Annotated in this window: 17 protein-coding genes; 4 read left to right on the plus strand and 13 right to left on the minus strand. The window is 74.2% G+C overall.

Annotated features, from left to right (window positions below):
- Nucleotides 1-49 precede the first annotated feature (49 nt).
- Entirely contained in the window at nucleotides 50-1135 is a 1086-nt protein-coding gene (locus tag ACWDAK_RS16180; protein ID WP_344638252.1) for a prephenate dehydrogenase, read from the minus strand.
- Between the two features lie 542 nt (nucleotides 1136-1677).
- Here ACWDAK_RS16180 and ACWDAK_RS16185 point away from each other — a divergent pair.
- The 3 genes from ACWDAK_RS16185 (at nucleotide 1678) to ACWDAK_RS16195 (ending at nucleotide 5927) form a co-directional block, all read left to right on the plus strand.
- Nucleotides 1678-3915, plus strand: coding sequence for a DUF4139 domain-containing protein (locus ACWDAK_RS16185; protein ID WP_427393428.1), 2238 nt, complete (start codon nucleotides 1678-1680; stop codon nucleotides 3913-3915).
- 3 nt (nucleotides 3916-3918) lie between these two features.
- A complete protein-coding gene (locus ACWDAK_RS16190; RefSeq protein ID WP_344638254.1) occupies nucleotides 3919-5502 on the plus strand; it encodes a mucoidy inhibitor MuiA family protein in 1584 nt (527 codons plus the stop codon).
- A 62-nt stretch (nucleotides 5503-5564) separates the two neighbouring features.
- Nucleotides 5565-5927 (plus strand): DUF952 domain-containing protein, encoded by a 363-nt coding sequence (locus ACWDAK_RS16195; RefSeq protein ID WP_344638255.1) that lies wholly within the window; start codon nucleotides 5565-5567, stop codon nucleotides 5925-5927.
- Between the two features lie 215 nt (nucleotides 5928-6142).
- Here ACWDAK_RS16195 and ACWDAK_RS16200 read toward each other — a convergent pair whose 3' ends face one another.
- From ACWDAK_RS16200 to ACWDAK_RS16245, 10 genes are all read right to left on the minus strand, one after another.
- Nucleotides 6143-7123 carry a helix-turn-helix domain-containing protein gene (locus ACWDAK_RS16200; RefSeq protein WP_427393427.1) on the minus strand — a complete coding sequence of 327 codons (981 nt, stop codon included), beginning with the start codon at nucleotides 7121-7123 and terminating at the stop codon, nucleotides 6143-6145.
- 243 nt (nucleotides 7124-7366) lie between these two features.
- Nucleotides 7367-8590: a pseudouridine synthase gene (locus ACWDAK_RS16205; protein ID WP_344638257.1), complete on the minus strand. Its 1224-nt coding sequence runs from the start codon at nucleotides 8588-8590 to the stop codon at nucleotides 7367-7369.
- A 72-nt stretch (nucleotides 8591-8662) separates the two neighbouring features.
- Nucleotides 8663-9493: an SMC-Scp complex subunit ScpB gene (gene scpB, locus ACWDAK_RS16210; protein ID WP_425557723.1), complete on the minus strand. Its 831-nt coding sequence runs from the start codon at nucleotides 9491-9493 to the stop codon at nucleotides 8663-8665.
- Entirely contained in the window at nucleotides 9490-10365 is an 876-nt protein-coding gene (locus tag ACWDAK_RS16215; RefSeq protein ID WP_344638258.1) for a segregation and condensation protein A, read from the minus strand. The genes scpB and ACWDAK_RS16215 overlap by 4 nt, the downstream gene beginning before the upstream one ends.
- Before the next feature lie 162 nt (nucleotides 10366-10527).
- Nucleotides 10528-11037, minus strand: a complete 510-nt coding sequence (locus ACWDAK_RS16220; RefSeq protein WP_344638259.1) for a hypothetical protein — start codon at nucleotides 11035-11037, stop codon at nucleotides 10528-10530.
- 41 nt (nucleotides 11038-11078) lie between these two features.
- Entirely contained in the window at nucleotides 11079-12248 is a 1170-nt protein-coding gene (locus ACWDAK_RS16225; protein WP_344638260.1) for a ParA family protein, read from the minus strand.
- A gap of 422 nt (nucleotides 12249-12670) precedes the next feature.
- Nucleotides 12671-13786: an alanine dehydrogenase gene (gene ald / locus ACWDAK_RS16230; RefSeq protein ID WP_344638261.1), complete on the minus strand. Its 1116-nt coding sequence runs from the start codon at nucleotides 13784-13786 to the stop codon at nucleotides 12671-12673.
- Between the two features lie 242 nt (nucleotides 13787-14028).
- Nucleotides 14029-16428 carry a tetratricopeptide repeat protein gene (locus tag ACWDAK_RS16235; protein WP_427393426.1) on the minus strand — a complete coding sequence of 800 codons (2400 nt, stop codon included), beginning with the start codon at nucleotides 16426-16428 and terminating at the stop codon, nucleotides 14029-14031.
- A 346-nt stretch (nucleotides 16429-16774) separates the two neighbouring features.
- Nucleotides 16775-17416 (minus strand): NUDIX hydrolase, encoded by a 642-nt coding sequence (locus ACWDAK_RS16240; protein WP_344638263.1) that lies wholly within the window; start codon nucleotides 17414-17416, stop codon nucleotides 16775-16777.
- A gap of 85 nt (nucleotides 17417-17501) precedes the next feature.
- Nucleotides 17502-19178: a CTP synthase gene (locus ACWDAK_RS16245; RefSeq protein WP_425557724.1), complete on the minus strand. Its 1677-nt coding sequence runs from the start codon at nucleotides 19176-19178 to the stop codon at nucleotides 17502-17504.
- A gap of 699 nt (nucleotides 19179-19877) precedes the next feature.
- Here ACWDAK_RS16245 and ACWDAK_RS16250 point away from each other — a divergent pair.
- A complete protein-coding gene (locus ACWDAK_RS16250) occupies nucleotides 19878-21869 on the plus strand; it encodes a glycoside hydrolase family 15 protein (RefSeq protein ID WP_344638264.1) in 1992 nt (663 codons plus the stop codon).
- 57 nt (nucleotides 21870-21926) lie between these two features.
- Here ACWDAK_RS16250 and ACWDAK_RS16255 read toward each other — a convergent pair whose 3' ends face one another.
- A complete protein-coding gene (locus ACWDAK_RS16255; protein ID WP_425557725.1) occupies nucleotides 21927-23108 on the minus strand; it encodes a glycosyltransferase family 4 protein in 1182 nt (393 codons plus the stop codon).
- Nucleotides 23109-23419: 311 nt separating this feature from the next.
- Complete coding sequence (recN, locus tag ACWDAK_RS16260; protein WP_427393529.1) at nucleotides 23420-25153, minus strand: DNA repair protein RecN; 1734 nt, start codon at nucleotides 25151-25153, stop codon at nucleotides 23420-23422.
- Nucleotides 25154-25260 lie beyond the last annotated feature (107 nt).

The following is a 25260-nucleotide window of genomic DNA, read 5'->3' on the forward strand; positions in this document are numbered from 1 at the left end:
CCGGTTCCCGGGAGCCGGGCCCCGGACGGACCACTCCCGCCCCCGGCGCTCAGTCCCGGACGCTCCACCCCTGCTCGCGCAGCGCGCCGATGAGCCGCCGCACCGCCGCCGGGGCGACCGAGAGCTGGACGAAGCCGACCTGCTGGCCGCTGGAGTGCTCGATGGCCACGTCCTCGATGTTGACCCCGAGCGCGCCGACCTCGCCGAACAGCCGCCCGAGCTCGCCGGGCTGGTCGCCGAGGACGACCGCGACCGTCTCGTACCGGGTGGGCGGAGCGCCGTGCTTGCCGGGGATCCGGGACTGACCGGTGTTGCCGCGCCGCATCACGGCCTCGATCCCGGCCGCGCCACTGCGGCGCTCGGTCTCGTCGGCGGCCTCCATCGCGCGCAGCGCGGTGACGGTCTCGCCGAGGTCCGCCGCGACCTCCTCCAGGATGTCGGCGACCACTCCGGCGTTGGCGGACAGGATGTCCACCCAGAGCGCGGGGTTGGAGGCCGCGATCCGGGTCACGTCCCGGACGCCCTGGCCGGAGAGCCTTATGGCGGTCTCGTCCGCGTGCTCCAGCCGGGCCGCGACCAGCGAGGAGAGCAGCTGGGGGGTGTGCGAGACCAGCGCGACCGCGCGGTCGTGCGCGGAGGCGTCCATCACGATCGGCATGGCGCCGCAGAGCGCGACCAGTTCCAGGGCCGCGTTCAGGGTGTCCGTGTCGGTGTCCGGGGTGGGGGTGAGCACCCACGGCCTGCCCTCGAACAGGTCCGCCCGGGCGCCCAGCGGACCGGACACCTCCCGCCCGGCCATCGGGTGGCCGCCGATGTAGTGGGTGGTGTCACAGCCCAGCGAGGCGATGTCGGCCCGCGGCCCCGACTTCACACTCGCCACGTCCGTGTACCAGCGGGCGAGCCCCCGGCGCTGGCAGTCCGCGAGCACCTTGCCCACCAGGGCGGGCGGCACCGCGACGATCGCCAGGTCGACCGGCCCCTCGGGCAGGTCGGTGGTACCGGCACCGAGCGAGGCCGCCGTACGCGCGGCATCCGGATCGGCGTCCTCCAGATACACGCTGAAGCCGCGACCGGTGAGCGCGAGGGCAGCGGAAGTGCCGATCAGTCCGGTGCCGACGACGGCGGCAGTGCGCATGGGGGTTCGTCTCCTGTCAGGTGCCGATCCTGGTGGACGCCAATCCTCTCGCACCGGGGATCATTCTTGGCCACGGGCGCTCGCGCGGGCGGGCCCGGCAGGTTTGGATCGGCTCGATCCCGCCTGCCCGGAGCGGGTGTTCACGGCAGCGGAGTGATTGCTCGGACACCCGCTCCGCCCGCCGCGGCAGAGCCGGCGAGCACCCTTCGGTCGGTACAGCCACCGCTGCGACGCCCCCGTACCGCCCTTGACGTGGACCGCCCCTGGCCGGACCACTGCCCGACCCCACCTCCAAACACTGCCCCGGCAAACCGGGTTGACGCACCACGAGGCCCACCGTCCGCCGCCACCACCTCCCGCAGTACCGCCCGCAGTACCGCCCGCCGGAAGCACAAGGAAGCCACACATCCTCCCGGCACCCTCGGCTGTGTCGCGCCCCTCACGGGACACCTGTGCGGCACGCGGGCGAAATCCGCTGACTCCTGGGCGCCCCGGGGGCAGACTGGGCCGCCGGGGGACGGCTCGGACGAAGGGTGGGCGGGGTGGCGGCTGAAGCGGTCCAGGAGGCCGGGCGGGACGCGGCGCGGAGCTGGGGATCGGTACTCGAATCGGTGGTGGTGTACGCATCGGGCGCGCTCTGCCTGCGCCGGGCCCGCGGCACCGTGCCACCGGACGGCCGGGTACGGCTGCCGGGACTGCCCCGGACGCTCTACGGCGGCTCCCTGCGCGCCCGGGTGGTCGGCCAGGGCGCCTGGCGGGTCACCGAGGCCCGGTTGGAGGCGGCCGCCGAGCTGCGCGAACCGGCGGAGCTGCCCGGACTGCGCCGCCGGGCCGAGCAGGCCGAGGAGACGCTGGAAGCCGCCCGCGAACGGCACTCCGGACTGCTCGGCCGGATAGCGGAGATCGCCGCCCTGCGCGTGATCCCGCCGGCCCTGACTCCCGAGCAGCCGCACCGCCGCACCCCCGCCGACGCCTGGCTCGAACTGGCGGACTTCGTCGACGACCGGCTCGCCGCCCTGAACGCCCGCGCCCTGGAGCTCGCCGACGAGGTCCGCCAGGCGGAGCACGCCCTGGCCGTCGCCCTGGAGGCCCTCGGACAGACCTCCACCGCGGAGCCCGCCCACCCGGCGGAGACCAGCGCCGTCGCCGTGCTCACCCTCACCAGTAGCGAGCACGGCGCGCGTGTCGAGGACGTCGAGGACGTCGAGATCGAGCTGGAGTACGGCGTCCAGGGGGCGTACTGGGTCCCGTCGTACCGACTGAGCCACCGCCAGGGCGACGGCGGCTCAGGATCGCTCGTGCTGCGCGCCTCCGTCCTCCAGCTCAGCGGCGAGGACTGGACGGGCGTGCGGCTGGCGCTCTCCACCGCCGACCTGAGCCGTCGCACCAACCTGCCGCAGCTGCGCTCGATCCGGATCGGCCGTCGCCAGCCCACCCCCGTGCCCTCCGGCTGGCGGGAGGCTCCGGCCGGCCTGTCCGAGCTGTTCGCGGGGTACGACGCGGCCGGCCCGCGCCCGTCGGCCGGGCGGTCCGCCCGGGCCTTCGGCGCGGCCTCCCCCGCACCCGTGCCGCGCGGTCCGCTGGCCCCCGCCGGCGGCGGGACGGCCGGGGTGCCGGAGGTCCTCGACGCCGGCCTGCACGGCTACGGCGGCGCAGCCCTCCCCCAGGCGCCCGCTGGGGCCCCCGCACCGGCACCCGCCGCACCGGCTCCACCCACTGCACCGGCTCCGCCCGGTGCCCAGGCCCCCGCCGCTCCCGTCGCATACGGGGCCCCGCCTCCCCCACCCGGCACCGCCGGCGCCCCGCCGCTCGGCCCCGGCGCGCCCGCGCCCGCGATGGCGCCGCGGATGCGGATGGCGGCCGCACCGCTCGCCGCTCCGCCACCCCTCCAGGCCCAGGCGCCCGAGCCCGCCGCACCCGCATACCCCCACCCGGCCCCCGAGTGGCTCGACTACGCCGCACTGACCCTGCGCGGCCCGGATGCCCCGCCCGCCGCCCGTGGCCGCCTGCTTCCCGACCCCGTCCTCGGCCGTGCCGGTGCGGGCCTGCCCGCCGCGGTGCCGCCGGCCCTGCCGGCGCTGCCCGAGCACGCAGTCCTCCCCCACCGGTCGGCCGGGTCGTTCGCCTACCGCTACGAGGCCGCCGCACCCGTGGACATCCCGTCCACCGGCCGTGGGTGGCACACCGTCACGATCGCCGAGGTCCCGGTCGAGCTGCGTACCGAGCACGTGTGCGTGCCCTCCGTCGAGGAGACCGTGTACGCCACCCTGCTGCTCACCAATCCGGGCGCGCAGCCACTGCTCGCCGGGCCGGTCGAGGTGAGCGTGGACGGCGAGTTCCTGCTCACCGCCGCACTGCCGACCCTGGCGCCCGGCGACACCCGGCGGGTCGGCCTCGGCGTGGCGGAGGGCATCCGGGTGGCCCGCCGGACCGAACTGCGCGAGTCCACGGCGGGCCTGCTGAACAACACCACCGTGCTCGACCACCGTGTCCATGTGGAACTGGTCAACCGGCTCGGCCACCCCGTCACGGTCGAGGTCCGCGAACGCGTACCGGTCACCGCCGACGCCGAGATCCGGATCGAGGAGCGGTCCGGCTGGACGGCCCCGAGCAGGCCCGACGGACCGCGACCCGGCACCGAGCCCTCGGACACCTACCCGCCGAGCACCCGCGTGTGGCGGGTGGAACTGCCCGCCGACGGCACCGTCGAGCTGGACGGCGGCTACGAGATCCGAATCCCGGCCGGCAAGGCCATCCTCGGCGGAAACCGGAGGAACTGACCCATGACCAACCCGCCCGCCACGTCCTCCGTCCCGGTCCGCCCGCTCCCGGTCACGGCCGTCACCTGTCTGGAGGACCGCACCCTGGTGATGCGGACCACCACCCTCGATCTGCACCCGGGAGTGCAGCGGCTGCGCCTCGGCCCGATCACCGCGCTCGCCGTCGACCGCTCGCTGCGCGCCGACGTGACCGGCAGCCGGGCCGGGGCCGCCAGGGTGCTGGACGCCCGGATCATCCGCTCCTGGACCCCGCGCGCCCCGCTTCCGCCCACCGAGGCCGACTCGGAGTTGCGCCGCCGGGTGCACGCCCTGGAGCAGGAGCAGCTCACCGAGGACGCCCGCCGCCGCCGGCTGGAGGCCCGGCAGGCCCTGCTCGCCCAGCTGGCCGCCGATCTGCTGCGCGAGATCGGCGAGGGTGCGGGCCACGGCGAGATCGAACGGGCCCGCTGGGGGCGCGAGTTGGACCGGGTGGACGCCGAGCGCGAGTCGTACGGGGAGCAGCTGCGTGCGGTGTGGTCACGGCTGCGGGCCGTCGAGGAGGAGCTGCGGCAGGCCCAGTCGGCGCTGGACCAGGCCGAGGAGGAGCCCGTCGAGCTGCTCGGGTACGTGGAGCTCACGGTCGAGGCCGCCGAGGCCGGCCCGCACGGGCTGACGGTCTCCCACCTCGCGCCGTGCGCCCTGTGGCGGCCCGCCTACCGGGCGACGCTGGGCGAGGAAGGTCTGCTGCTGGAGACCGAGGCGGTGGTCTGGCAGCGCACCGGCGAGGACTGGTCGCAGGTCCGGCTGACCCTGTCCACCGCCCGTTCCGCCCTGCCCGGCGAGCCGCCGCGGCTGGCCGAGGACGTGCTCGTGCTGCGCGACAAGTCCGCCGAGGAGCGCCGCACGGTCGACGTCGAACTGCGCGACGAGGAGATCGGCAGTACCGGGCCGGCCGCGGTGGACGGCCTCCCGGGCGTGGACGACGGCGGCGAGGTGCGCACCCTGCGCGCTCCGGGGCCGGCCTCGGTGCCCGGCGACGGCCGTCCGCACCGGGTGCCGCTCACCGCCTTCACCGCCGGCGCGAGCAGCGAGTACGCCTGCGCGCCAGAACTGTCCCCGCTGGTCACCCAGGTGGTGCGGTTCCGCAACGGCGCCGGGCACGCGCTGCTGGCGGGCCCGGCGGACCTGGTCCGCGGCAGCGGTTTCGTCGGCCGCGCGGAGCTGCGTTTCACCGCCCCGGGCGCACCGGCCGAACTCTCCTTCGGCAGCTCGGACGGCTACCGGGTGATCCGGGAGACCGAGGAGACCAGGGGCAGTGCCGGACTGGACCGCCGCACGGTGCTCACCCGTACGGTCCGGCTGCACCTGTCCCGCCTCTCCGGCCCGCAGGAGCAGGGCGAGCAGGTGGTCGTGGTGCGCGAACGGATCCCGGTCTCGGAGGTCTCGGCGGTGGAGGTACGGCTGCGCAAGGAGGCCTGCTCCCCACCACCGGACGAGCTGGACGCCGAGGGCATCGTCCGCTGGGACGTGGCGCTGCCGCCGGGCGGCCGACGGACCGTCACCCTGGTGTACGAGGTCTCGGCGGCGGCCAGGGTGGCCGGGATCTGACCGGCCCCGATCGGCATCGCACAGAACCATCAACTCCGGTGCGAATCAGGTAAAACAGACACATGATCTACCATCTCGCACCCCTGGACGACTGGCTCCGTGACCCGGGGCGGCCGTACGCCACCACCTCCCTGCTGACCGACGGGTTCATCCACTGCTCGGCCGACGAGCAGACCGCGCTGGCCGTCGCCAACGCCTTCTACCAGGACTCGCCGGAGCCGCTGATGGCCCTGCTGATCGAGGAGAGCCTGGTGGAGCCGATGGTGAAGTGGGAGGCGCCGCACGGCGCGCCGCCGCCGGGCGCGACCCCGGGCGTGCTGTTCCCGCACATCTACGGGCGCCTCAACCGCACCGCGGTGGTCGGCCTGGAGAAGGTCGAGCGCGGCCCGGACGGCCGCTGGGCCGCCCTCCAGCCCTGGAGCTGAGGCCCCGTTCCGCGCGGCCGGGGAAGCGGTTCACGCAGCAGTTTCACGACCGCGGAAGCGGTTCACGACCGCGGAAGCGGCTCAAGGGCGGCGAAGCAAGGGCGGGGAAGCGGTTCAGGGGCGCGGGGAACCCCGCCCCTGAAGGCCTCCGTTGGGAAGTCCTGCCCGACCGCCCCGTGCCTACCGCCGCCCACCGCGCGGCCCGTCCGTGCGGCTCACAGCCAGCCGCGCTCCCGGGCCGCCATGCCCGCCTGGAACCTGGTGGTCGCGCCGAGCTGGCGCATCAGCGTCTGCAGCCGCCGCTGGGTGGTCCGGGCGCTCCAGCCGAGCGACCGCGCGATCGACTCGTCGGTGAGCCCGGCCGCCAGCAGGCCGAGCAGCTTGCGGTGGTCCTCCTCGGGGCCGGAGCCGTCGTCCCCGTCGCCGATCGCCGCCTGCAACGGGACCGCCCGCTCCCACTCCGCCTCGAAGAGCGCGTCCAGCCCCTGGAGCAGCGCCGACGGATGGACCACGTACGCGGCGTCAAGCACCGCGTCGCCGACGCTGATCGGGATGATCGCCATCCGGTCGTCGGCCATCATCATCTTCATCGGCAGTACCGGCCGGACCTTGCACTCCTCGCCGTCCGCGACCCCGGGCAGGATGTCCTTCTCCAGCCGCCCGGGCCAGGCCACGGCCTCCTTGTCGTAGATCGCCCGGAACTTCAGCCCGGCCCGCAGCCGCTGGCGCTGCCTGGACAGGCTGGCCACCGGGTCCTGGATGTAGGGCGGGCAGTCGAAGCCGCGCACCTGGTACTGGGCCGTCCCGACCAGGTGCTCCAGCCGCTGGGCGATGGCTTCGGCGCCGGTCAGCACCTCGACCGAGTGGGCGGGGTCGGTGAACCGGCTGGCCTCCCGGAAGGCGTCCATCAGCCGGTGCATCTCGGCGCGGGCGTCCCGCAGCTGGGCCTCGCGGTGGCCGATCAGGGTGCCGATGGCGACGTCGGGGGCTACGGAGAGATAGCGCTCGCGGTCGACCGGACTGCGGGTCACCATGCCCTGCTCGGCCAGCCGGTCGAGGGACTCCCGACTCTGTCGCGGGGTCAGTCCGCACTGCTCGGCGAGCTCTTCTGCGGTGGACTGGGGTGCGGCCACCAGCGCCGCGTAGACCTGTCCGTCCGGCCGGCCAAGACCGAGCACTCCGAATGCGTCGGGCACGACGTTCCTTCCCCCCACTGCTCACCCCGGTTGGCGCACTCCCGCCATCCGGCCGGGCGCCAGTTGCTGGCCATCGTGCGCCACGGATCCACGGGCTGACAAGCCGGGGCAACGGGGGTGCGGCCAGGCTCACACCACATCCCCGCAGTACAGCAGAGGGCCTCCCCGCCGATCGGCGGGGAGGCCCTCCTCATCAGGTACTACAAGCCCGGCGGCGCCGGATGGCGGGCCGGCGGCAGGTCCCTACAGGCCGACCTCGCGCATCAGCTGGCCGACCTCCGGGTTGGTGAGCCGGCGCAGCCAGCCCGACTTCTGGTCGCCCAGGGCGATCGGACCGAAGTGGGTGCGCACCAGCTTCTCGACCGGGAAGCCCGCCTCGGCGAGCATCCGGCGGACGATGTGCTTGCGGCCCTCGTGCAGGGTGACCTCGACCAGGTAGTTCTTGCCGACGTTGGAGACCACCTTGAAGCTGTCGGCGCGGGCGAAGCCGTCCTCCAGCTCGATGCCCTGCGCCAGCTGCTTGCCCAGGTCGCGCGGGATCGGGCCCTGGATGGCCGCCAGGTAGGTCTTGGTCACGCCGTAGCGGGGGTGGGTGAGGCGGTGGGCCAGCTCGCCGTGGTTGGTGAGCAGGATGATGCCCTCGGTCTCGGTGTCCAGCCGGCCGACGTGGAACAGCCGGGTCTCCCGGTTGGTCACGTAGTCGCCCAGGCACTGCCGGCCGTCCGGGTCCTCCATGGTGGAGACCACACCGGCCGGCTTGTTGAGCGCGAAGAACAGGTACGACTGGGTGGCGACGGTCAGACCGTCCACCTTGATCTCGTCCTTCTGCGCGTCCACCCGCTTGCCCTGCTCGGTGACCGGCACGCCGTTGACCTCGACCCGGCCCTGCGCGATCAGCTCCTCGCAGGCCCGGCGGCTACCGACACCGGCCCGCGCCAGCACCTTCTGCAGGCGCTCGCCCTCGGGTTCGCCGAAGGTCTTGGGCAGCTTGACGGCCGGCTTGTCGTGCCGGGCCAGCACCGCGTCCTCGATCCGGGCCTGCAGCTCGCGCGAGCGCTGCGGCTGGCGGCGCGGGTCGCCGGGCGCGCCCTGGCCCTCGCGGCGCGGCCGCGGGGCCGGCCCGGGCTTGCGGGCGGCGAAGCCGCTGCGGCCCGGCGTGGCGTTCGGCCCGCCACCGTACTCGGGCCGGTCGTACCGGCGCTCCTCCGGGCGGGGCGTGCCCTTGCGGCCCGAGCCCTGCCGCCGGTCGTCCCGGCCGTAGGAACCCCCGCGCGACGAAGAGTCGCCGCCGTAGGAGTCGCGGTCGCGCCCGTACGAGCCGCCGCCGCGCGAGGACGAGGAACCGTCCCGCCCGCCGCCGAAGGACGAGCCGCCCCGGGAGCCGCCGTACGAGCCGCCCCGGCCCCCGCCCTGTCCACCACGGCCCTGGCCGCCGCCGCTGTTCCTGCCGTTGCCACTGCTACGCATCAAAATGTCCGTACGTCGTATCCGTTGGGAGTAGTGCAAGTCGTTTCGGCCGACCTCACCGCCCCCTGCCGATCAGACGCGAGCCCGACCGGTCTCGTCCGGGCCGCCCGCCGCACGTGCGGCGGCGACCGCCTCCGCGATCATCGTGCCTTCGAGGGACTCCGCTTCCACGTCGTCGACCTCGGGCAGGAAGGGTGCCAGCTCCGGCAGCTCGTCCAGGCCGCGCAGCCCCATCCGTTCCAGGAAGTAGTTCGTCGTCCGATACAGGATCGCACCTGTTTCGGGCTCGGATCCGGTCTCTTCCACCAGTCCTCGCTGTACCAGGGTACGCATCACGCCGTCACAGTTCACACCGCGTACCGCGGAGACCCGGCTGCGCGACACCGGCTGCCGGTACGCGACCACCGCCAGCGTCTCCAGTGCGGCCTGGGTGAGCCGGGCCTGCCGGCCGTCCAGGACGTAGCGGTCCACGGCGGGCGAGCACTCGGCTCGGGTGTAGAACCGCCAGCCTCCGGCCACCAGCCTCAGGTCGAAGCCCCGGCCCTGGGCGGTGTACTCGGCGGACAGCTCGCGCAGCGCCCCGGCCACCTCCGCGCGCGGACGCTCCACCGCCTCGGCCAGCCGCGCCTCGGTGGCGGGCTCGTCCACCACCAGCAGCACCGCCTCCAGCGCGGCCCGCAGCGCCCCTCCGTCCCCGGTCACCGCGCTTCCGCCGGCCGACGGCCCGTCAGCCGGCGGGGCGGGCGCCGGCACCGCTTCCGCGGGCCGCTCCGCGAGCCCGCGGGCAGGCGTCTGCGGGCCGTGGGCGGACTCCTGCCACTCGTGCGCTCTCGGCTGGCCCGGGACGCCCAGGGCCCGCCTGTGCGGCCCCGGCAGGCCGGTTCCCTCGGGCTGCTCCGTCACGATGCCTCCTCAGCCGTCTTCCGGTCCCCGTCCACCGGCCGGCGGTCGAACTCGTCGGTGACCTCGACCGGCCGCCCGGGATCGGCGACCCATCGCACCAGCAGCTCGCCCAGCGCCTGCGGCTGCTCGAAGTCCAGCGCCCGTTCCCGGTACAGCTCCAGCAGCGCCAGGAACCGGGCGACCACCACGAGGGTGGACTCGGCGTCCGCGACCAGCTGGTCGAAGGTCGCCGAACCGAGCGCGGTGAGCCGGTCGACCACCCGGGCGGCCTGTTCGCGCACGCTCACCGGCGGGGTGTGGATGTGGTCCACGTAGACCACCGGCCTGGGCCTGGGCGCCATCGCCCGCGCCGCCAGCTGGGCGAAGTGCTCGGGGCCGATGCCCAGCACCACCTCAGGCAGCATTTCGGCGTGCCGCGGCTCCAGGCCCACGCTGCGGGCGCGCCGCAGCAGCTCGGCCTCCCAGCGCTCGCCCAGCACCGCCGCCACCTGCTTGTAAGCGCGGTACTGGAGCAGCCGGGCGAACAGCAGGTCGCGGGCCTCCAGCAGGGCGAGGTCCTCCTCGTCCTCGACCTCGGCGGCGGGGAGCAGCCGGGCCGCCTTGAGGTCCAGCAGGGTGGCCGCGACCACCAGGAACCCGGTCGCCGCGTCCAGGTCCCAGTCGGGGCCCGCGGCTCGGATGTGGGCGACGAACTCGTCGGTCACCTTGGACAGCGCCACCTCGGTGACGTCCATCCGGTGCTTGGCGATCAGGCTGAGCAGCAGGTCGAACGGGCCCTCGAAGTTGTCCAGCCGCACCAGGAAGCCGGCCCGCGCCTCACCCGCCTCCTCGGCGGGCCGGACGGCCCCGACGGCTTCCCCTGCACTCGACATGACGCCCCATCTTCACCCGCGCCGCGCCCGCGGGCGGCGAGGCAGCGCCCAGGAGCGCGGATCCGGGTGCGATCGGGTGGGCATCCCCGGGGGGAGTGGCGACCCGACGGTCTTCCGCCGCGGCAGGGTGTCCGCGCCGCCGGGAGAGTCCGCGGGACGGACTCAGCGGCCGCGCAGCCGCCGCACCAGGATGCTGGCCTCGCCGCGCTGCTCCAGGTCGGCGAGGACGACGGAGATGGCCTCCCGGACCACCCGGCCCCGGTCCACCGCCAGCCCGTGCTCACCGCGCAGCACCAGACGGGCGTGCTCCAGGTCCATGAGCTCCTCGGCGGACACGTACACGGTGATCTTCTCGTCGTGCCGCTCGCGTCCGGTGGGTCGTCGCACGGCCCGGCCCCGGGGGCGGACCCGCCTGGCGGCCTCGCCCGCCTGCTCGTCGGCCTGCGCCGCCGTTCCCGGCCCGGCCGCCGTGCCGGGCTGCCCCTGCGGCTGCCGTCCGCCGGTCGGCTGCGGCCCGTCCGGCGCGCTCTCGGCGGGCGTCGCCGGCTGCTCGCCTCGGCTGCCGGAGGCGTCCCGGGCGGTGTCTCGCGGCCCGGTGCCGTTCTCGGCCGCGCGGGCGGTCTCCGCTCTGGGCGCCTCGGCCGGCCGGGAGAGGGAGGGCGAGAGCGCCATCCCGCCCGTGGTCCGGAACAGCTCGTCAGCCCCCGGGAGACTCACTCGGCGGGGCGGCACCGGTCGAGCACCTCCCTGGCGAGCTGGCGGTAGGCGGCGGCACCGACCGAGTTGGTCGCGTACGTGGTGATCGGCTCGCCGGCCACCGTGGTCTCCGGGAACCGGACAGTCCGGCCGATCACGGTGTGGAAGACGTGGTCGCCGAACGCCTCGACGACCCGGGCCAGCACCTCGCGGCTGTGCACGGTACGCGAGTCGTACATGGTGGCGAGGATGCCGTCCAGGCGCAGCTCGGGGTTGAGCCGCTCGCAGACCTTCTCGATGGTCTCGGTGAGCAGCGCGACACCGCGCAGCGCGAAGAACTCGCACTCCAGCGGGACGATCACACTATGAGCGGCCGTCAGGGCATTGACCGTCAGGAGACCGAGCGAGGGCTGGCAGTCGATGATGACGTAGTCGTAGTCGGGCAGCAGCGGCTTCAGCGCCCGGGCCAGCGCGGACTCCCGCGCCACCTCGCTGACCAGCTGCACCTCGGCGGCGCTCAGGTCGATGTTCGAGGGCAGCAGGTCCATACCGGGGATCGCGGTCTTCAGCAGCACCTCATCGGCCGTCAGGCCCCGCTCCATGAGCAGGTTGTAGACCGTGACGTCCAGCTCCATCGGGTTGACGCCGAGGCCGACCGAGAGCGCGCCCTGCGGGTCGAAGTCCACCAGCAGCACCCGGCGCCCGTACTCCGCGAGTGCGGCACCCAGGTTGATGGTGGACGTGGTCTTGCCGACGCCGCCCTTCTGGTTGCACATCGCGATGATCTGCGCGGGGCCGTGCTCGGCCACCGGCGCGGGGATCGGGAAGTAGGGCTGCGGGCGGCCGGTGGGGCCGATCCGCTCGCGGCGCTGGCGGGCCGCGTCGGGGGCCAGGGTGGCGGCGTACTCCGGGTCGGGCTCGTACTCGGCGTCCGGGTCCTCGTACGAGCCGTAGGCGAAGTCGCCGTAGACCAGGCCGTGCGCGGCCAGGTCGGCGTCGTAGTCGGCGACGGAGGTGGTGCTGACACCGGTGCTCTGGCGTGCCTCGAAGGTACGGACCGCGACCGAGCCGACCTCTACCGAACCCACCGTGGCCTGCCGGGCCGTGAGCTCCTCGTTCGGCTGTCCGGCGGTGTGCTCCGCCAGTCCTGGCTGACCACCCCCGGGAGCAAATGTCGACTCATTCACAAGTCGTCTTACCTCCTTGGGCATCCAGGACTCTATGTCGATTCGTCAGCGTGGCAGCATGCCGACGGTTTGCGACTCTAGGCCGTCTGCGGCGTTCGCAGCAACACAATCCACGGTAGTGGGCACGATGTGTCGGCTGTCGGACCGGTCGCTGTCAAGGCCTTAAAGGGCCCTCGGCCCTAACGTTTCCGCGGAGGTCACCGCCCCCGGGCCGGGCGGGCCACCCACCCCGTTTGCGGTCGGCGGGTGACGTGTTGCACATGAATTGACATCGTGACGCCACCCGACCTTCACCACCGGTTCCGGGCACGCCGAAGCCCCCGGCCCGAGGATGGGGCCCCTCCTGCCCGTTGGCGGGCGAGGAGGGAGGGCCGGGGGCATGGCACCGCCTCAGTCGGGCGGACCGTTCAGCTGATGCGCACTCAGGCGAGCACGCTGTCCAGGGAGATGGACTCCAGGCCGAAGGCGTCGGCGACGGCGGCGTAGGTGATCTGGCCCTCGTGGACGTTCAGACCCTTGGCCAGCGCCGCGTCGCGGCGCAGCGCCTCCTTCCAGCCGCGGTTGGCCAGCTCGACGACGTACGGCAGCGTCGCGTTGGTCAGCGCGTAGGTGGAGGTGTTCGGGACGGCGCCCGGCATGTTGGCCACGCAGTAGAAGACCGAGTTGTGGACCTGGAAGGTCGGCGCGGCGTGCGTGGTCGGGTGCGAGTCCTCGAAGCAGCCGCCCTGGTCGATGGCGATGTCGACGAGCACGGAGCCCGGCTTCATCCGGGAGACCAGCTCGTTGGTGACCAGCTTCGGGGCCTTGGCGCCCGGGATCAGCACCGCGCCGATGACCAGGTCGGCCTCGACGACGGCCTTCTCCAGCTCGTAGGCGTTGGAGGCGATGGCCTTGACCTTGGTGCCGAAGATGCGGTCGGCCTCGCGCAGCTTGTTGATGTCGCGGTCGAGCAGGGTCACCTCGTAGCCCATGCCGATGGCGATGGTGGCGGCGTGCCAGCCGGAGACGCCACCGCCGATGACCACGCACTTGGCCGGGTGGGTGCCGGGCACACCACCGGGCAGCACGCCGCGGCCGCCGGCCGGGCGCATCAGGTGGTACGAGCCGACCTGCGGGGCCAGCCGGCCGGCCACCTCGGACATCGGGGCGAGCAGCGGCAGGGCGCCGTTGGCGAGCTGCACGGTCTCGTACGCGATCGCGGTGGTGCCGGAGGCGAGCAGCGCGTCGGTGCCGGCCCGGTCGGCCGCCAGGTGCAGGTAGGTGAAGAGCGTCTGCCCCTTGCGGAGGCGGTGGTACTCCTCGGCGATGGGCTCCTTGACCTTCAGCAGCAGGTCAGCGGTGGCCCACACCTCATCAGCGGTGGGGAGGATGGTGGCACCGGCGGCCACGTACTCCTCGTTGGAGATCGAGGAGCCGACACCGGCGTTGTCCTCGATGAACACCTCGTGTCCGTTGCGGACCAGCTCATGCACGCCGGCGGGCGTGATGGCCACGCGGTACTCGTGGTTCTTGACCTCGCGGGGGATGCCGACCTTCACGGCTAAACACGTCCTCTTGCCATGGGGGTCCCTACCGGAGAAGACCGGCGGGCGACGCGCACGGGGGGAAGCCATCGGAAGACACCGAAAGACACTTCGCTGCGCGACTGCTGTCGAGTGTAATGAAGCCCAGCGAATCCGCCAGCCTTCCAAACTGAATAAATCAGCTTGTTACATTGGCACTTTCGTAGGCTCGTGACGACTGCGCACCGCAGATCGCCACCAACCGCACAGTTACGACATTACTCCCAGGTCGGGTGGTCCGATCCGCCCCCGGCCTGCTGCCGCAGGGCGTCCAGCGTCCCCGCCACCGCCGCCCGGCCGCGCTCGTCGCCGAGGCGGCGCAGCAGCGCCAGCGCGGCCCGGTACTCGCGGTCGGCCTCCTCGAAGCGGCGCTGACCCGCGTGCGCCTCGGCCGTCCTGACCAGTAGTCGGGCCTCCGCCGGACGATCGTTCAGGCCCTGGCGCAGCGCGAGCGCGCGGCCGTACCAGTCCGCCGCCCGCACCGGGTCTCCCAGAGCCCGGTGGCACTCGCCGATCCCCTCCAGCGCACGGGCGCGGGCCGGGTCGTCGGCAGCGGTCCTGGCGTGGTCCAGGGCGGCTCGGTAGCGCGCCGCGGCCTGCTCCCAGCGGCCGGCGGCGGCCTGCAGGTCGCCCAGGTTGAGCAGGGCGGCGGCGGCCCGACGGGTGGCCCCGCCGCGCTCGGCCACCTTCAGCACCAGGCCGTGCAGCTTGTAGAGATCGGCCGGGGCGGCGGCGCCGGTGAGCGGCAGGGCGCGCAGCAGCGCGGTGACCAGCCGGCCAGCCGAGCCGTCCAGGTCCGCCTGGCCGATCGCCTCCGCCACCGCGCCGAACAGCGACTCGCGCTCGCCGATCAGCCAGTCGGCGGCCTGCGCGGCGGTCCGCAGCCGGATCGGCCCCGGCAGCGGGTCCGTCACCGGACCGGCTGCCGGGTCCAGCAGCTGCCGGGCCGAGTCCACCAGCCGCACCAGCCGCTCCAGCAGCCGGGCGCGGGCCAGCTGCAGCTCGGCCGGGCGGTCGGCTGCATCGCGCAGCCGTACCAGCCGCAGGTACAGCCGCCCGGGGAGCCGGTAGCGCGGTGTGCCGTCGGCGGCGGGCGGCTCCACGTCCAGCAGCTCCCGCTCGGCCAGCTGCCGCATGACCGCCTCGGCCTCCGGCGGCGGGCAGCCGACCAGCGCGGAGGCGGTCCGCAGATCGGCGAGCTGGGCCGGGGCCAGGGTGAGCATCCGCAGCATCCGCGCCTGTGCGGGGTTGAGCGATCGGTAGGTGAGGTCGAAGGCGGTGCTCAGCGGATCGGTGTCCGGCACCGGCACCGGCCCCTGGGCCGCGGCTTCGGCGTCCTGTCCCCCGCGCCGCCGGCCGGCCTGACCATCGGCGCCCGGTCCGGGCTCCGCACCCGGCAGCCCGCGCCCGTCGACCGGACGCCCCCGCTCCGTCTCCACCGGGCGGCCGCCGGCGGCCTTGGAGATGTCGCCCGCGGCCGCCGGAACCGCACCGGTGCCCGGTCGCCCGCGGTCCGCGCGTCGCGGGCGGCCGTCGCCGGCCCGGACCGCCTCACGGCTGCCCGGCGCCGTAGCGGTTCCCTCGCCCGGGTCGCCGGGCCCGCGCCCGGCGGCGTCGCCCGTGGTCGCGCGCGTCGAGCGGTTCCCGGCTCCGAGCCGCGCCGCCTGGCCGATCAGTCGCGCCACGGCGCCGGATCCGGCGGCCTCGCCGGCCGGCCCGCCCGTCGGAACGGAGACCAGTACGCCGTCCCGCGGTCCCGCCTGGCCGCGCAGGACGGGCTTCGGTGGCTGCTCCTTCACCGCCCCGCTCCGGCCGCCGGCTCCGCCCTGGGCCACCACGGTCGCCTTCGCGGCTGCCGCCGGGGCCGCCTGTGCCAGTGCCCGCACCGCCTCGGTCACGGCGGCCTTGGGGTGGTTGCGCAGCCAGCCGGCCATCAGCCGCAGCGTGGCGGGACCGGAGCCGCAGGCCTCGGCCAGGTCGGCCGCGCCGACCGGGTCGCAGCCGATCCTGGTGCCGCCGACCAGCCCGCTGAGCAGGTCGCCGGCCGAGGGCTGGTCCAGACCGCCGAGGATGACCGGGTCGATGTCCTCGATCCCGGTGAGCGGTCCCGCGGTGGTGGCGACCACCAGGCAGCCGGGCTCGTCGGCGAGCAGCGGCCACAGCTGGCCGGCGTCCCGCGCGTCGTCAAGCAGGAGGAGCAGCCGCCTGCCCGCCTGTGCCTCGCGCAGCGCCCCGCAGGCCGGACCGCCGGCGCCGTCCCCGCTGCCGGGGACCAGCACCGCGTCCGGCACCGGGCCGAGCTGTTCGAGCAGCTGCCGGGCGATCTGCCCCGGCGGGACCCGGTTGCCGTCGGGAGCGGACAGCCGGGTGAACAGGACGCCGTCGGGATAGGCGTGGGCGATCGAGCGGACGAACCGTACGGCGAGTGTGGTGCGTCCCGAGCCGGGCCGCCCGGCCAGCACCACGACCGGGGAGCGGCCCCGCACCGGGCGGGCGGCGGCTGCGGCGAGGGCGGCCAGCTCGGTCCGCCGGCCGCTGAACAGCGCGGGCACCGGGGGCAGCCGGTCGAGTGCGCCGTCTTCGGTGGGCCGTGCGTCCATCGCCGTCTTCCTCGTCACCCGCGTCACTCCTGACCAGCCGACCCGCCCCCGGGACCCGCCGTGAGTCCGTCCGCGAAGCGTAGTTCGGCCGCCCGACGGACCGGTGCGGACACCGGTAGTACCAACCGGCGAATCACTCGTCAGAACCATGTCGAAGAGGACCGCGCGTGCCGTCAACCCCAGGTCCTGGCACGTCTCCTGGCGGCCCGCCAGCCACGCGAACTCCTCGACGGCGCGCGCCGGCCCCCTGGGAACGCGCACGGTCGCACGCTCGGTTCCCGTACGCCCGCCCCCGGTCCCTACCGGGCCGGGGGCCGGGTGGGCCGCCCTGCTCCCGCTCCGCCCCGGGGAGCGCGCCGCCGGCTCAGTTCCGCTCGAACGGCCGGGCCGGCCAGGGGGTGTCGCCCGGGCGCAGCGCGTCCAGGCCGGGGCCGGTCAGGGCCGCGTGCAGCGCCAGCGCCCCGGTGACCAGGGTCGGGTTGTGGAGCTCGCCCGCGAGGACGAGCCGGACCAGTTCGTCCAGCGGCACCCGGGCGGTCTCTATCTCCAGCTCCTCGCCGTGCGCCTGGTAGCGCTCGCCCTCCGCCTCGGCGAGGTCGGTGGCGAGGAAGAGCCGCAGCGCCTCGTCCGTCCCGCCCGGCGAGGTGTAGAAGTCGACCAGCACCCGCCACTCCGCCGCCTTGCAGTGCGCCTCCTCGTAGAGCTCGCGCTGGGCGGCGTGCAGCGGGTTCTCGCCGGGGACGTCGAGCAGCCCGGCGGGCAGCTCCCACAGCCGCTGGCGCACGGGGTGCCGGTACTGGCGCAGGACCAGTACCCGCTGCTGGTCATCGAGGGCGAGGACGGACACCGAACCGGGATGGGTCTGGTAGTCACGGCGGGCGTAGCTGCCGTCGGGCATCAGCACCTCGTCGGTGCGCACGCCGGTGACCCGCCCCTGGAAGGGCACCGAGGAGGCCCGTACCGGCCAGTCCTCCGCCACGTCCCTGATCTGCTGGATGTCCGTCATCTCTCTCCCCTTAGCGCTCAGGGCCAACTATGCCAAACGGCGGCCGTGCGAAGATCCGCACGACCGCCGTCCGACGACGGGACGCCTACTCGGCGCCGGTCTTGATCCGAATCGCCGCGGCCACCAGGCCCGCGAACAGCGGGTGCGGGCGGGTCGGGCGGGACTTCAGCTCCGGGTGGGCCTGGGTGGCGACCAGGTAGGGGTGCACCTCGCGGGGGTACTCGACGTACTCGACCAGGTCGCCCTTGGGGGACAGGCCCGAGAAGAGCAGGCCGGTCTTCTCCAGGTCGGCGCGGTAGGCGTTGTTGACCTCGTAGCGGTGGCGGTGGCGCTCCTCGACGTACTGCTCGCCGCCGTACACCTCGCGGACGATCGAGCCCTCGGCCAGCTTGGCCGGGTACAGGCCCAGGCGCATCGTTCCGCCCAGGTCGCCCTTGCCGTCCACGATCGCCAGCTGCTCGGCCATGGTGGAGATGACCGGGTACTTGGCGGCGGGGTCGAACTCGGTGGAGTTGGCCTCGGGCAGGCCGGCCAGGTTGCGGGCGGCCTCGATGACCACGCACTGCAGGCCCAGGCACAGGCCCAGCAGCGGGATCCTGTTCTCGCGGGCGTAGGTGATCGCGGCGACCTTGCCGTCCACACCGCGGTCGCCGAAGCCGCCGGGGATGCAGATCGCGTCCACGTCGCCGAGGTGCTCCTGGGCACCCTCGGGGGTGACGCAGTCGTCCGAGGTGACCCACTTGATCTCGACCCGGGCGTTGTTGGCGAAGCCGCCGGCGCGCAGCGCCTCGGTCACCGACAGGTAGGCGTCCGGCAGGTCGATGTACTTGCCGACCAGGGCGACCTTGACGATGTGCTGCGGCTCGTGGACGCGGCGCAGCAGGTCGTCCCAGGTGGTCCAGTCCACGTCACGGAACGGCAGGTCGAGGCGGCGCACCACGTAGGCGTCCAGGCCCTCGCCGTGCAGCACCTTGGGGATGTCGTAGATCGACTTGGCGTCGATGGCCGCGACCACGGCCTCCTCGTCCACGTCGCACATCAGCGAGATCTTGCGCTTGATGGCCTGCGGCACCTCGCGGTCGGCGCGCAGCACGATCGCGTCGGGCTGGATGCCGATGTTGCGCAGCGCGGCCACCGAGTGCTGGGTCGGCTTGGTCTTCAGCTCGCCGGAGGGGCCGATGTACGGCAGCAGGGAGACGTGCACGAAGAAGACGTTGTCCCGGCCGACCTCGTGGCGGACCTGGCGGACGGCCTCCAGGAACGGCAGCGACTCGATGTCGCCGACGGTGCCGCCGACCTCGGTGATCACCACGTCGACGTCCTCGGTCGCCATCCGGCGGATCCGGGACTTGATCTCGTTGGTGATGTGCGGGATGACCTGGACGGTGTCGCCCAGGTACTCGCCGCGGCGCTCCTTGGCGATGACCGTCGAGTACACCTGGCCGGTGGTGACGTTCGCCGACCCGTGCAGGTTGGTGTCCAGGAAGCGCTCGTAGTGACCGATGTCCAGGTCGGTCTCGGCGCCGTCGTCGGTGACGAAGACCTCACCGTGCTGGAACGGGTTCATCGTGCCCGGGTCCACGTTGAGGTACGGGTCGAGCTTCTGCATCGTCACGCGCAGACCGCGTGCCTTCAGCAGCGCGCCGAGGCTGGAGGCGGTGAGGCCCTTGCCGAGTGAAGAGGCGACACCCCCGGTGACGAAGAGGTGCTTGGTCGTCACGGCGCGGCCGTTCGCTGCCTTGCCGGAATGGGGCTGTGCCAAGAGGGGGCTCCCGTGGGTCGCGTGTCGAAGGTGACTCCGGTGGAGGACTGCCCGCACCCGCGCCGACGAGGAGTTCGCACTCGCCCGGGGAGCCCGAAGAGAGCTCCGACGGGGTCGCCGGGGCGGCGGATCCGGGGTGGTTGATCCCACCAGTCCACGGGGTACCAGCGTATCAGCGAGCGGCACCGATCGCTTTCCGGCCGTCGCGGCGTGCTCGTCCGGGTCGTCCGGCTGCTCCGAACGGACGGCCGGATACTGCCCGGAAGGGGTGGTTCCGACATCACCCCGAGGGGCCCGGAGGGAGGAGCCCCGCCTGGTCCGTCCGGACCGTCTTCGATCCCCCACTCGGGCCACTTTGTCGATCACAGGCGTGATGGCACCCGAACCGGGCGCTCTCCGCGTGCCGCACCCCAGCTCACCGACGTATCCTGCACGGACGCATCGCCGACAGCAGAGCACGCGGAGGGCGAGGGGGTCAGGACGACACCTCTTGGTCCCCGATGCGCGACCGGACACCTCCCGTACCAGTTCACCTGTCCAGGCCAGGGGCGCACACACCGCCCCGCCGGGCGACCCACGGTCCTCCCCGCACACCGGTCGGGGGTCCGGGGGCCGCCCAGCCCGGATCTCCGGCCCCGCAGACCGCCTGCTACCGACCGTCTGCGCTGCCGCCGCCCAAATCGCGAACTGGAGACCCACGTGGCCGGCCGTATCGAGGACTACGCACTCATCGGGGACATGCAGACCGCCGCCCTGGTCAGCAGGGACGGAGCCGTTGACTGGCTCTGCCTCCCCAGATTCGACTCCCCGGCCGTCTTCGCCGGTCTGCTCGGTACCGATGAACACGGGTTCTGGCGGATCGGCCCGGCCGAACCCGTCGGCGAGGAGGTCGCCCCCACCGCCCCGCCGCAGCGCTCGCACTTCACCGATCCGGGTGAGTTCCGGGAGGTGCCGGCCACCGCGGCCGCCCCGGCCGTACCCGCCGACCGGCGCCGCTACCGGGGCGACTCGCTGATCCTCGAGCAGGAGTGGGACGCCCAGGGCGGCAGTGTCCGGGTGATCGACTTCATGCCGCCCCGCCCGCTCGCCGGGGCCGAGGCCGTCCCACAGATGATCCGGATCATCGAAGGCGTCTCCGGACGGGTGCGGATGCGCTCCGCCCTGCGGATGCGGTTCAGCTACGGCCGGATCACCCCCTGGGTGCACCGGGTCGAACAGGCCGACGGCACCCACCGAACGGTCGCCATGGCCGGCCCCGACTCGGTCTGGCTGGACGGCAGGGCCGAGACCTACGGCCGCGACCTCACCACCTACGCCGACTTCACCGTCACCGCCGGCCAGCGGATCGCCTTCGCCCTCACCTGGCAGGCCAGCCACCTGCCCGCCCCCAGCGCACCCGACGCCGAGGCCGCCCTCGCCTACACCGAGGAGTTCTGGCGCGAGTGGGTCGGCCAGTGCACCTACCAGGGCCCCTACCGCGAGCCGGTGGTCCGCTCGCTGATCACCCTCAAGGCCCTCACCTACGCCCCCACCGGTGGCATCGTCGCCGCACCCACCACCTCGCTGCCCGAGGACATCGGCGGGGTGCGCAACTGGGACTACCGCTACACCTGGCTGCGCGACGCCGCGATCACCCTCTCCTCCCTGCTGCGCACCGGCTACCGCGAGGAGGCCCGCGCCTGGCGCGAGTGGCTGCTGCGCGCGGTCGCGGGCGACCCGGAGAACCTGCAGATCATGTACGGCATCGCGGGCGAGCGCGAGCTCACCGAGTCCGAACTCGACTGGCTGCCCGGCTACGAGGACTCCAGGCCGGTCCGGATCGGCAACGGCGCCGCGGGCCAGCTCCAACTCGACGTCTACGGCGAGGTGGTGGAGACCCTGCACCTGGCCCACATGACGGGCCTGTCCCGGCACGACCACGCCCACCAGCTCCAACTCAAGCTGATCAGCTACCTGGAGAAGCACTGGACCGCGCCCGACGAGGGCATCTGGGAGGTCCGCGGGCCGCGCCGCCACTTCGTCCACTCCAAGGTGATGGCCTGGGTCGCCGTCGACCGCACCATCAAGCTGCTGGAGCAGTCCCCCTACGAGGTGCACGGGTTCCCCGGCGAGAGCCCCCTGGAGCGCTGGCGCGAACTGCGCGACCGGATCCACGCGGACGTCTGCGAGAAGGGCTACGACCCCGACCGCAACACCTTCACCCAGTACTACGGCGGCCAGGAGCTGGACGCCTCACTGCTGCTGATCCCGCAGATGGGCTTCCTGCCGCCGGACGACAAGCGCGTCATCGGCACCATCGAGGCGATCCAGCGCGAACTGGCCACCGAGGACGGCTTCGTACTGCGCTACCCCACCCACGACACCTCCGGCGAGAACGTCGACGGGCTGGCCGGCCACGAAGGCGCCTTCCTGGCCTGCTCGTTCTGGCTCGCCGACGACCTGGCGATGATCGGCCGGGTCACCGAGGCGCGGGAGCTGTTCGACCGGCTGCTCTCCCTGCGCAACGACCTCGGCCTGCTGGCCGAGGAGTGGGACCCGGTCGCCAAGCGGCAGGTCGGCAACTTCCCGCAGGCGTTCAGCCACGTGCCGCTGATCGACACCGCGCTGCGCCTGACCGCCTGCGGCGGGGCCTACCTCTCCGCCCAGCCGGACGTCCGCTCGGCCGACCGCACCGAGCAGGCCATGATGTGACCCAGCCGGGCCTACGGCGACGGGGCTCCGCCGGGCGGAGCCCCGTCGCCGTACGGCTCAGGCGCCCTCGCGCTGGACCAGTTCGTCGTAGGTGCTGAGCACCTGCGCCACCGTGGCCGCCTCGTCCGGCCAGGTCTCGGCCTGGACACGGCCGGCCGCGGCGAGCGCGGCCCTGCGGTCCGGGTCGGCCAGCAGCCCCCGTACCGCCGTCGCGAGTGCGGCCGGATCGCCGTACGGCACCAGGACCGCGGCCTCGCCGACCAGCTCGGGAATGCCGCCGACGCTGGTGGCGACCACCGGCACGCCCGCCCGCATCGCCTCCTGGACCACCAGCGAACGGGCCTCCCAGCGGCTGCTCACCACCACCAGGTCGGCGGCGGCGAGCAGGTCGGGCACGTCGGTGCGGTAGCCGAGCAGTTCCACCGGCAGCCGCTCCGCCGCGATCCGCTCGCGCAGTTCGGTACCCTCCGCGCCCTCGCCCGCGATCACCACCAGCGGGTCGCGCTCGCCCAACTGCCCGGCCGCGTCCAGCAGCAGGCCGAAGGACTTCTGCGGGACCAGCCGGCCGATCGCCAGCACCACGGGCCGGTCCGGTCCGCCGCCCAGCAGACGGGCCCGGGACGCCTCCCGGCCGAGGTCGCCGGGAGGCATCGGCGGGGCCGCGACCGGGCCCAGCCTGGCATCGGTGGCACCGAGTTCACGGGCCCGGGCGACCAGGTCGGAGGATGCGCCCAGGACCAGGTCGGCGGCCCGGGCCACCCGGCGCTCCATCAGCCGCTGCAGGCGGCGTTCCACGCCGGTGGCCAGCATCGCGTGGTGGAAGGTCACCACCAGCGGGGTCTGCGGCCGCAGCCCTGGGAAGCGTCCGGCGGTGCGCAGCGCCAGGTCGGAGAGGAGACCGGCGCGCAGGCCGTGGGCGTGCACCACGTCCGCCCCGGTGAAGGCGCGACGCAGCTCGCCGATGGCGGTGGCGTCGCTGCGGGCCCCGGCGGTGGGGGTGATGTCGACCAGGTGGAACCGGGCGCCGGTGCGGGAGAAGCCGAACAGCGAGTCCGTCCCGGCGGGGGCGCAGACGGTCACACCGACGCCGTGCGCCACCAGGCCCTGCGCCAGGGAGCGCACATGCGCTCCGATGCCGCCGGTGCTCGCGGACAGGACGAGTACCACGTGCAGCTGGCCCCGGCTCTCATGGGCCGCGGTGGGGCCGGTGCCGGTGGCCCGGGTCGCGGAATGGTCCACGTCGTCTCGCTCCGACTAGTTCACTTGCCGCACGCCGCCCGCGGGATCTCCGCGAGCGCCGCTCGGGACTGGGGTGCCAGTGTCCAGCCGCCACCATGCCAGGTCGGGAGGCGTCTTGGACAGTCGGCACCCTCGCGGGCGCGTCGTGGGACCCGACCGGGGCACGGGGAAGGGCCCGCGCGGGCGCGAACGGCCGCGCGGCCGTCCCGAGCTCGGGACGGCGCGCCGGCCGTGCGGTTCCCGGCGCCCGGCCATGCTTCCCGGGGCCCGGCGAACCGCGAGAGCCCCGCGCCCGCGGGTGGCCAGGGGCGTCAGTCGCCGCGCGGGGAGCGGGCCGCCGCGAGGAGCTCCTCGGCGTGGGCACGGCCCAGCTCCGAGTCCTCCAGGCCCGCCAGCATCCGGGAGAGCTCGCGGACCCGCTCCCCGTCGTCGAGCACCTTGACCCCGCTGCGGGTCACCGTGCCGTCGTTGGTCTTCACCACCACCAGGTGCCGGTCCGCGAAGGCCGCCACCTGCGGCAGGTGGGTCACCACGACCACCTGCGCGCTCTGCGCCAGCTTGGCCAGCCGGCGGCCGATCTCCACCGCCGCCTTGCCGCCGACACCCGCGTCCACCTCGTCGAAGAGGTACGTGGGCACCGGGTCGGCACCGGCGAAGACCACCTCGACGGCCAGCATCACCCGGGAGAGTTCACCGCCGGACGCGCCCTTGGCGATCGGCCGCGGCTGCGCACCGGGGTGCGGGGCGAGCAGCACCTCGACCTCGTCCACGCCGTGCGGGCCGTAGGCGACGGTGCGCCCGTCGATCTCGATGCCCGCGAGGTCGTCGACCCGGCTGACCGCGAAGGTCACCCGGGCGTGCGGCATGGCGAGTTCGGCGAGTTCCGCGGAGACGGCCGTGGCGAAGCGGTCGGCGGCGGCGTGCCTGGCGGCCGAGACCCCGGCGGCGAGTTCGGCCAACTCGGCCCGCAGCTCGGTCTCCTGGGCCCCGAGCTCGTCGATCCGCTCGTCGTCGCCGTCGAGTTCGGCCAGCCGCAGCGCACCGGCCTCGGCCCACTCCAGCACCTCGGCGAGCGAGTTCTCCTCGCCGCCGTACTTGCGCACCAGCTGCGCCAGTACCGCCCGGCGGTCCTCGACCGATGCCAGCCGTACCGGATCCGCGTCCAGGTCGTCGGCGTACCCGGCCAGGTCGCCGGCCACGTCGGCGAGCAGGTAGCCCACCTCGCCCAGGCGGTCGGCCAGGGCGGCGAGCCGCTCGTCGTGGTGGCGGACGGAGTCCAGGGCGCGGCGGGACTGGGCCAGCAGGGTGCCGGCGTCCAGCGAGTCCGGGTCGGCGGGGTCGCCGGCCAGGGCGGCGTGGGCGAGGGTCGCGGCACCGGAGAGCGCGTCGGCGTGGCCCAGGCGTTCGGCCTCGGCGGCCAGCTCGACGTCCTCACCGGTGACCGGCTCGGCGGCGGCGATCTCCTCCAGGCCGAAGCGCAGCAGGTCCGCCTCCTGGGCGCGTTCGCGGGCCCTGGTGGTCAGCTCCTCCAGGGTGGCCGAGACCTCGCGCAGGCGGCGGTACACCTCGCGGTAGCGGGCCAGCGGCTCGGCCACCGCCTCGCCCGCGTACCGGTCCAGCGCGCCGCGCTGGCGGGAGGGGCGCAGCAGCCGCTGCTGGTCCGTCTGACCGTGCACGGCGATCAGGTCCTCGCCGAGCTCGGCGAGCAGGCCGACCGGGACCGCCCGGCCGCCGACGTGGGCGCGCGAGCGGCCCTCGGCGGAGACGGTACGGCTGATCAGCAGCGCGCCGTCGTCCAGCTCGGCGCCGGCCTCCAGGGCGCGGGCGGCCACCGGGGAGCCGGCCGGCAGCTCGATACGGCCCTCGACGACCGCCCGGTCGGAGCCGCCGCGCACCAGCGCCGGGTCGGCCCGGCCGCCCAGCAGCAGGCCGAGGCTGGTCACCACCATGGTCTTGCCCGCTCCGGTCTCGCCGGTCACCGCGGTGAAGCCCGGTGCCAGTTCGACCACCGCGTCGTCGATGACGCCAAGATCCCGTATCCGCATCTCGTCCAACACGGAGACGACCTTACGAGGTCCGACCCCCAGCGCGCGACGAGCGGAGGTCCCGGCGGTGCAAGTTCATCCCATCCGGCACCGTCCCTGCCGACTCC

It is taken from the genome of Kitasatospora sp. NPDC001175 (assembly GCF_053598215.1).

Bases quoted from the DNA above. Each gene is read 5' to 3' on its own strand.
- ACWDAK_RS16180 (WP_344638252.1), bottom strand. From the start codon at position 1,135: ATGCGCACTGCCGCCGTCGTCGGCACCGGACTGATCGGCACTTCCGCT.
- ACWDAK_RS16190 (WP_344638254.1), top strand. From the start codon at position 3,919: ATGACCAACCCGCCCGCCACGTCCTCCGTCCCGGTCCGCCCGCTCCCG.
- ACWDAK_RS16195 (WP_344638255.1), top strand. From the start codon at position 5,565: ATGATCTACCATCTCGCACCCCTGGACGACTGGCTCCGTGACCCGGGG.
- ACWDAK_RS16205 (WP_344638257.1), bottom strand. From the start codon at position 8,590: ATGCGTAGCAGTGGCAACGGCAGGAACAGCGGCGGCGGCCAGGGCCGT.
- ACWDAK_RS16215 (WP_344638258.1), bottom strand. From the start codon at position 10,365: ATGTCGAGTGCAGGGGAAGCCGTCGGGGCCGTCCGGCCCGCCGAGGAG.
- ACWDAK_RS16220 (WP_344638259.1), bottom strand. From the start codon at position 11,037: ATGGCGCTCTCGCCCTCCCTCTCCCGGCCGGCCGAGGCGCCCAGAGCG.
- ACWDAK_RS16240 (WP_344638263.1), bottom strand. From the start codon at position 17,416: ATGACGGACATCCAGCAGATCAGGGACGTGGCGGAGGACTGGCCGGTA.
- recN (WP_427393529.1), bottom strand. From the start codon at position 25,153: ATGCGGATACGGGATCTTGGCGTCATCGACGACGCGGTGGTCGAACTG.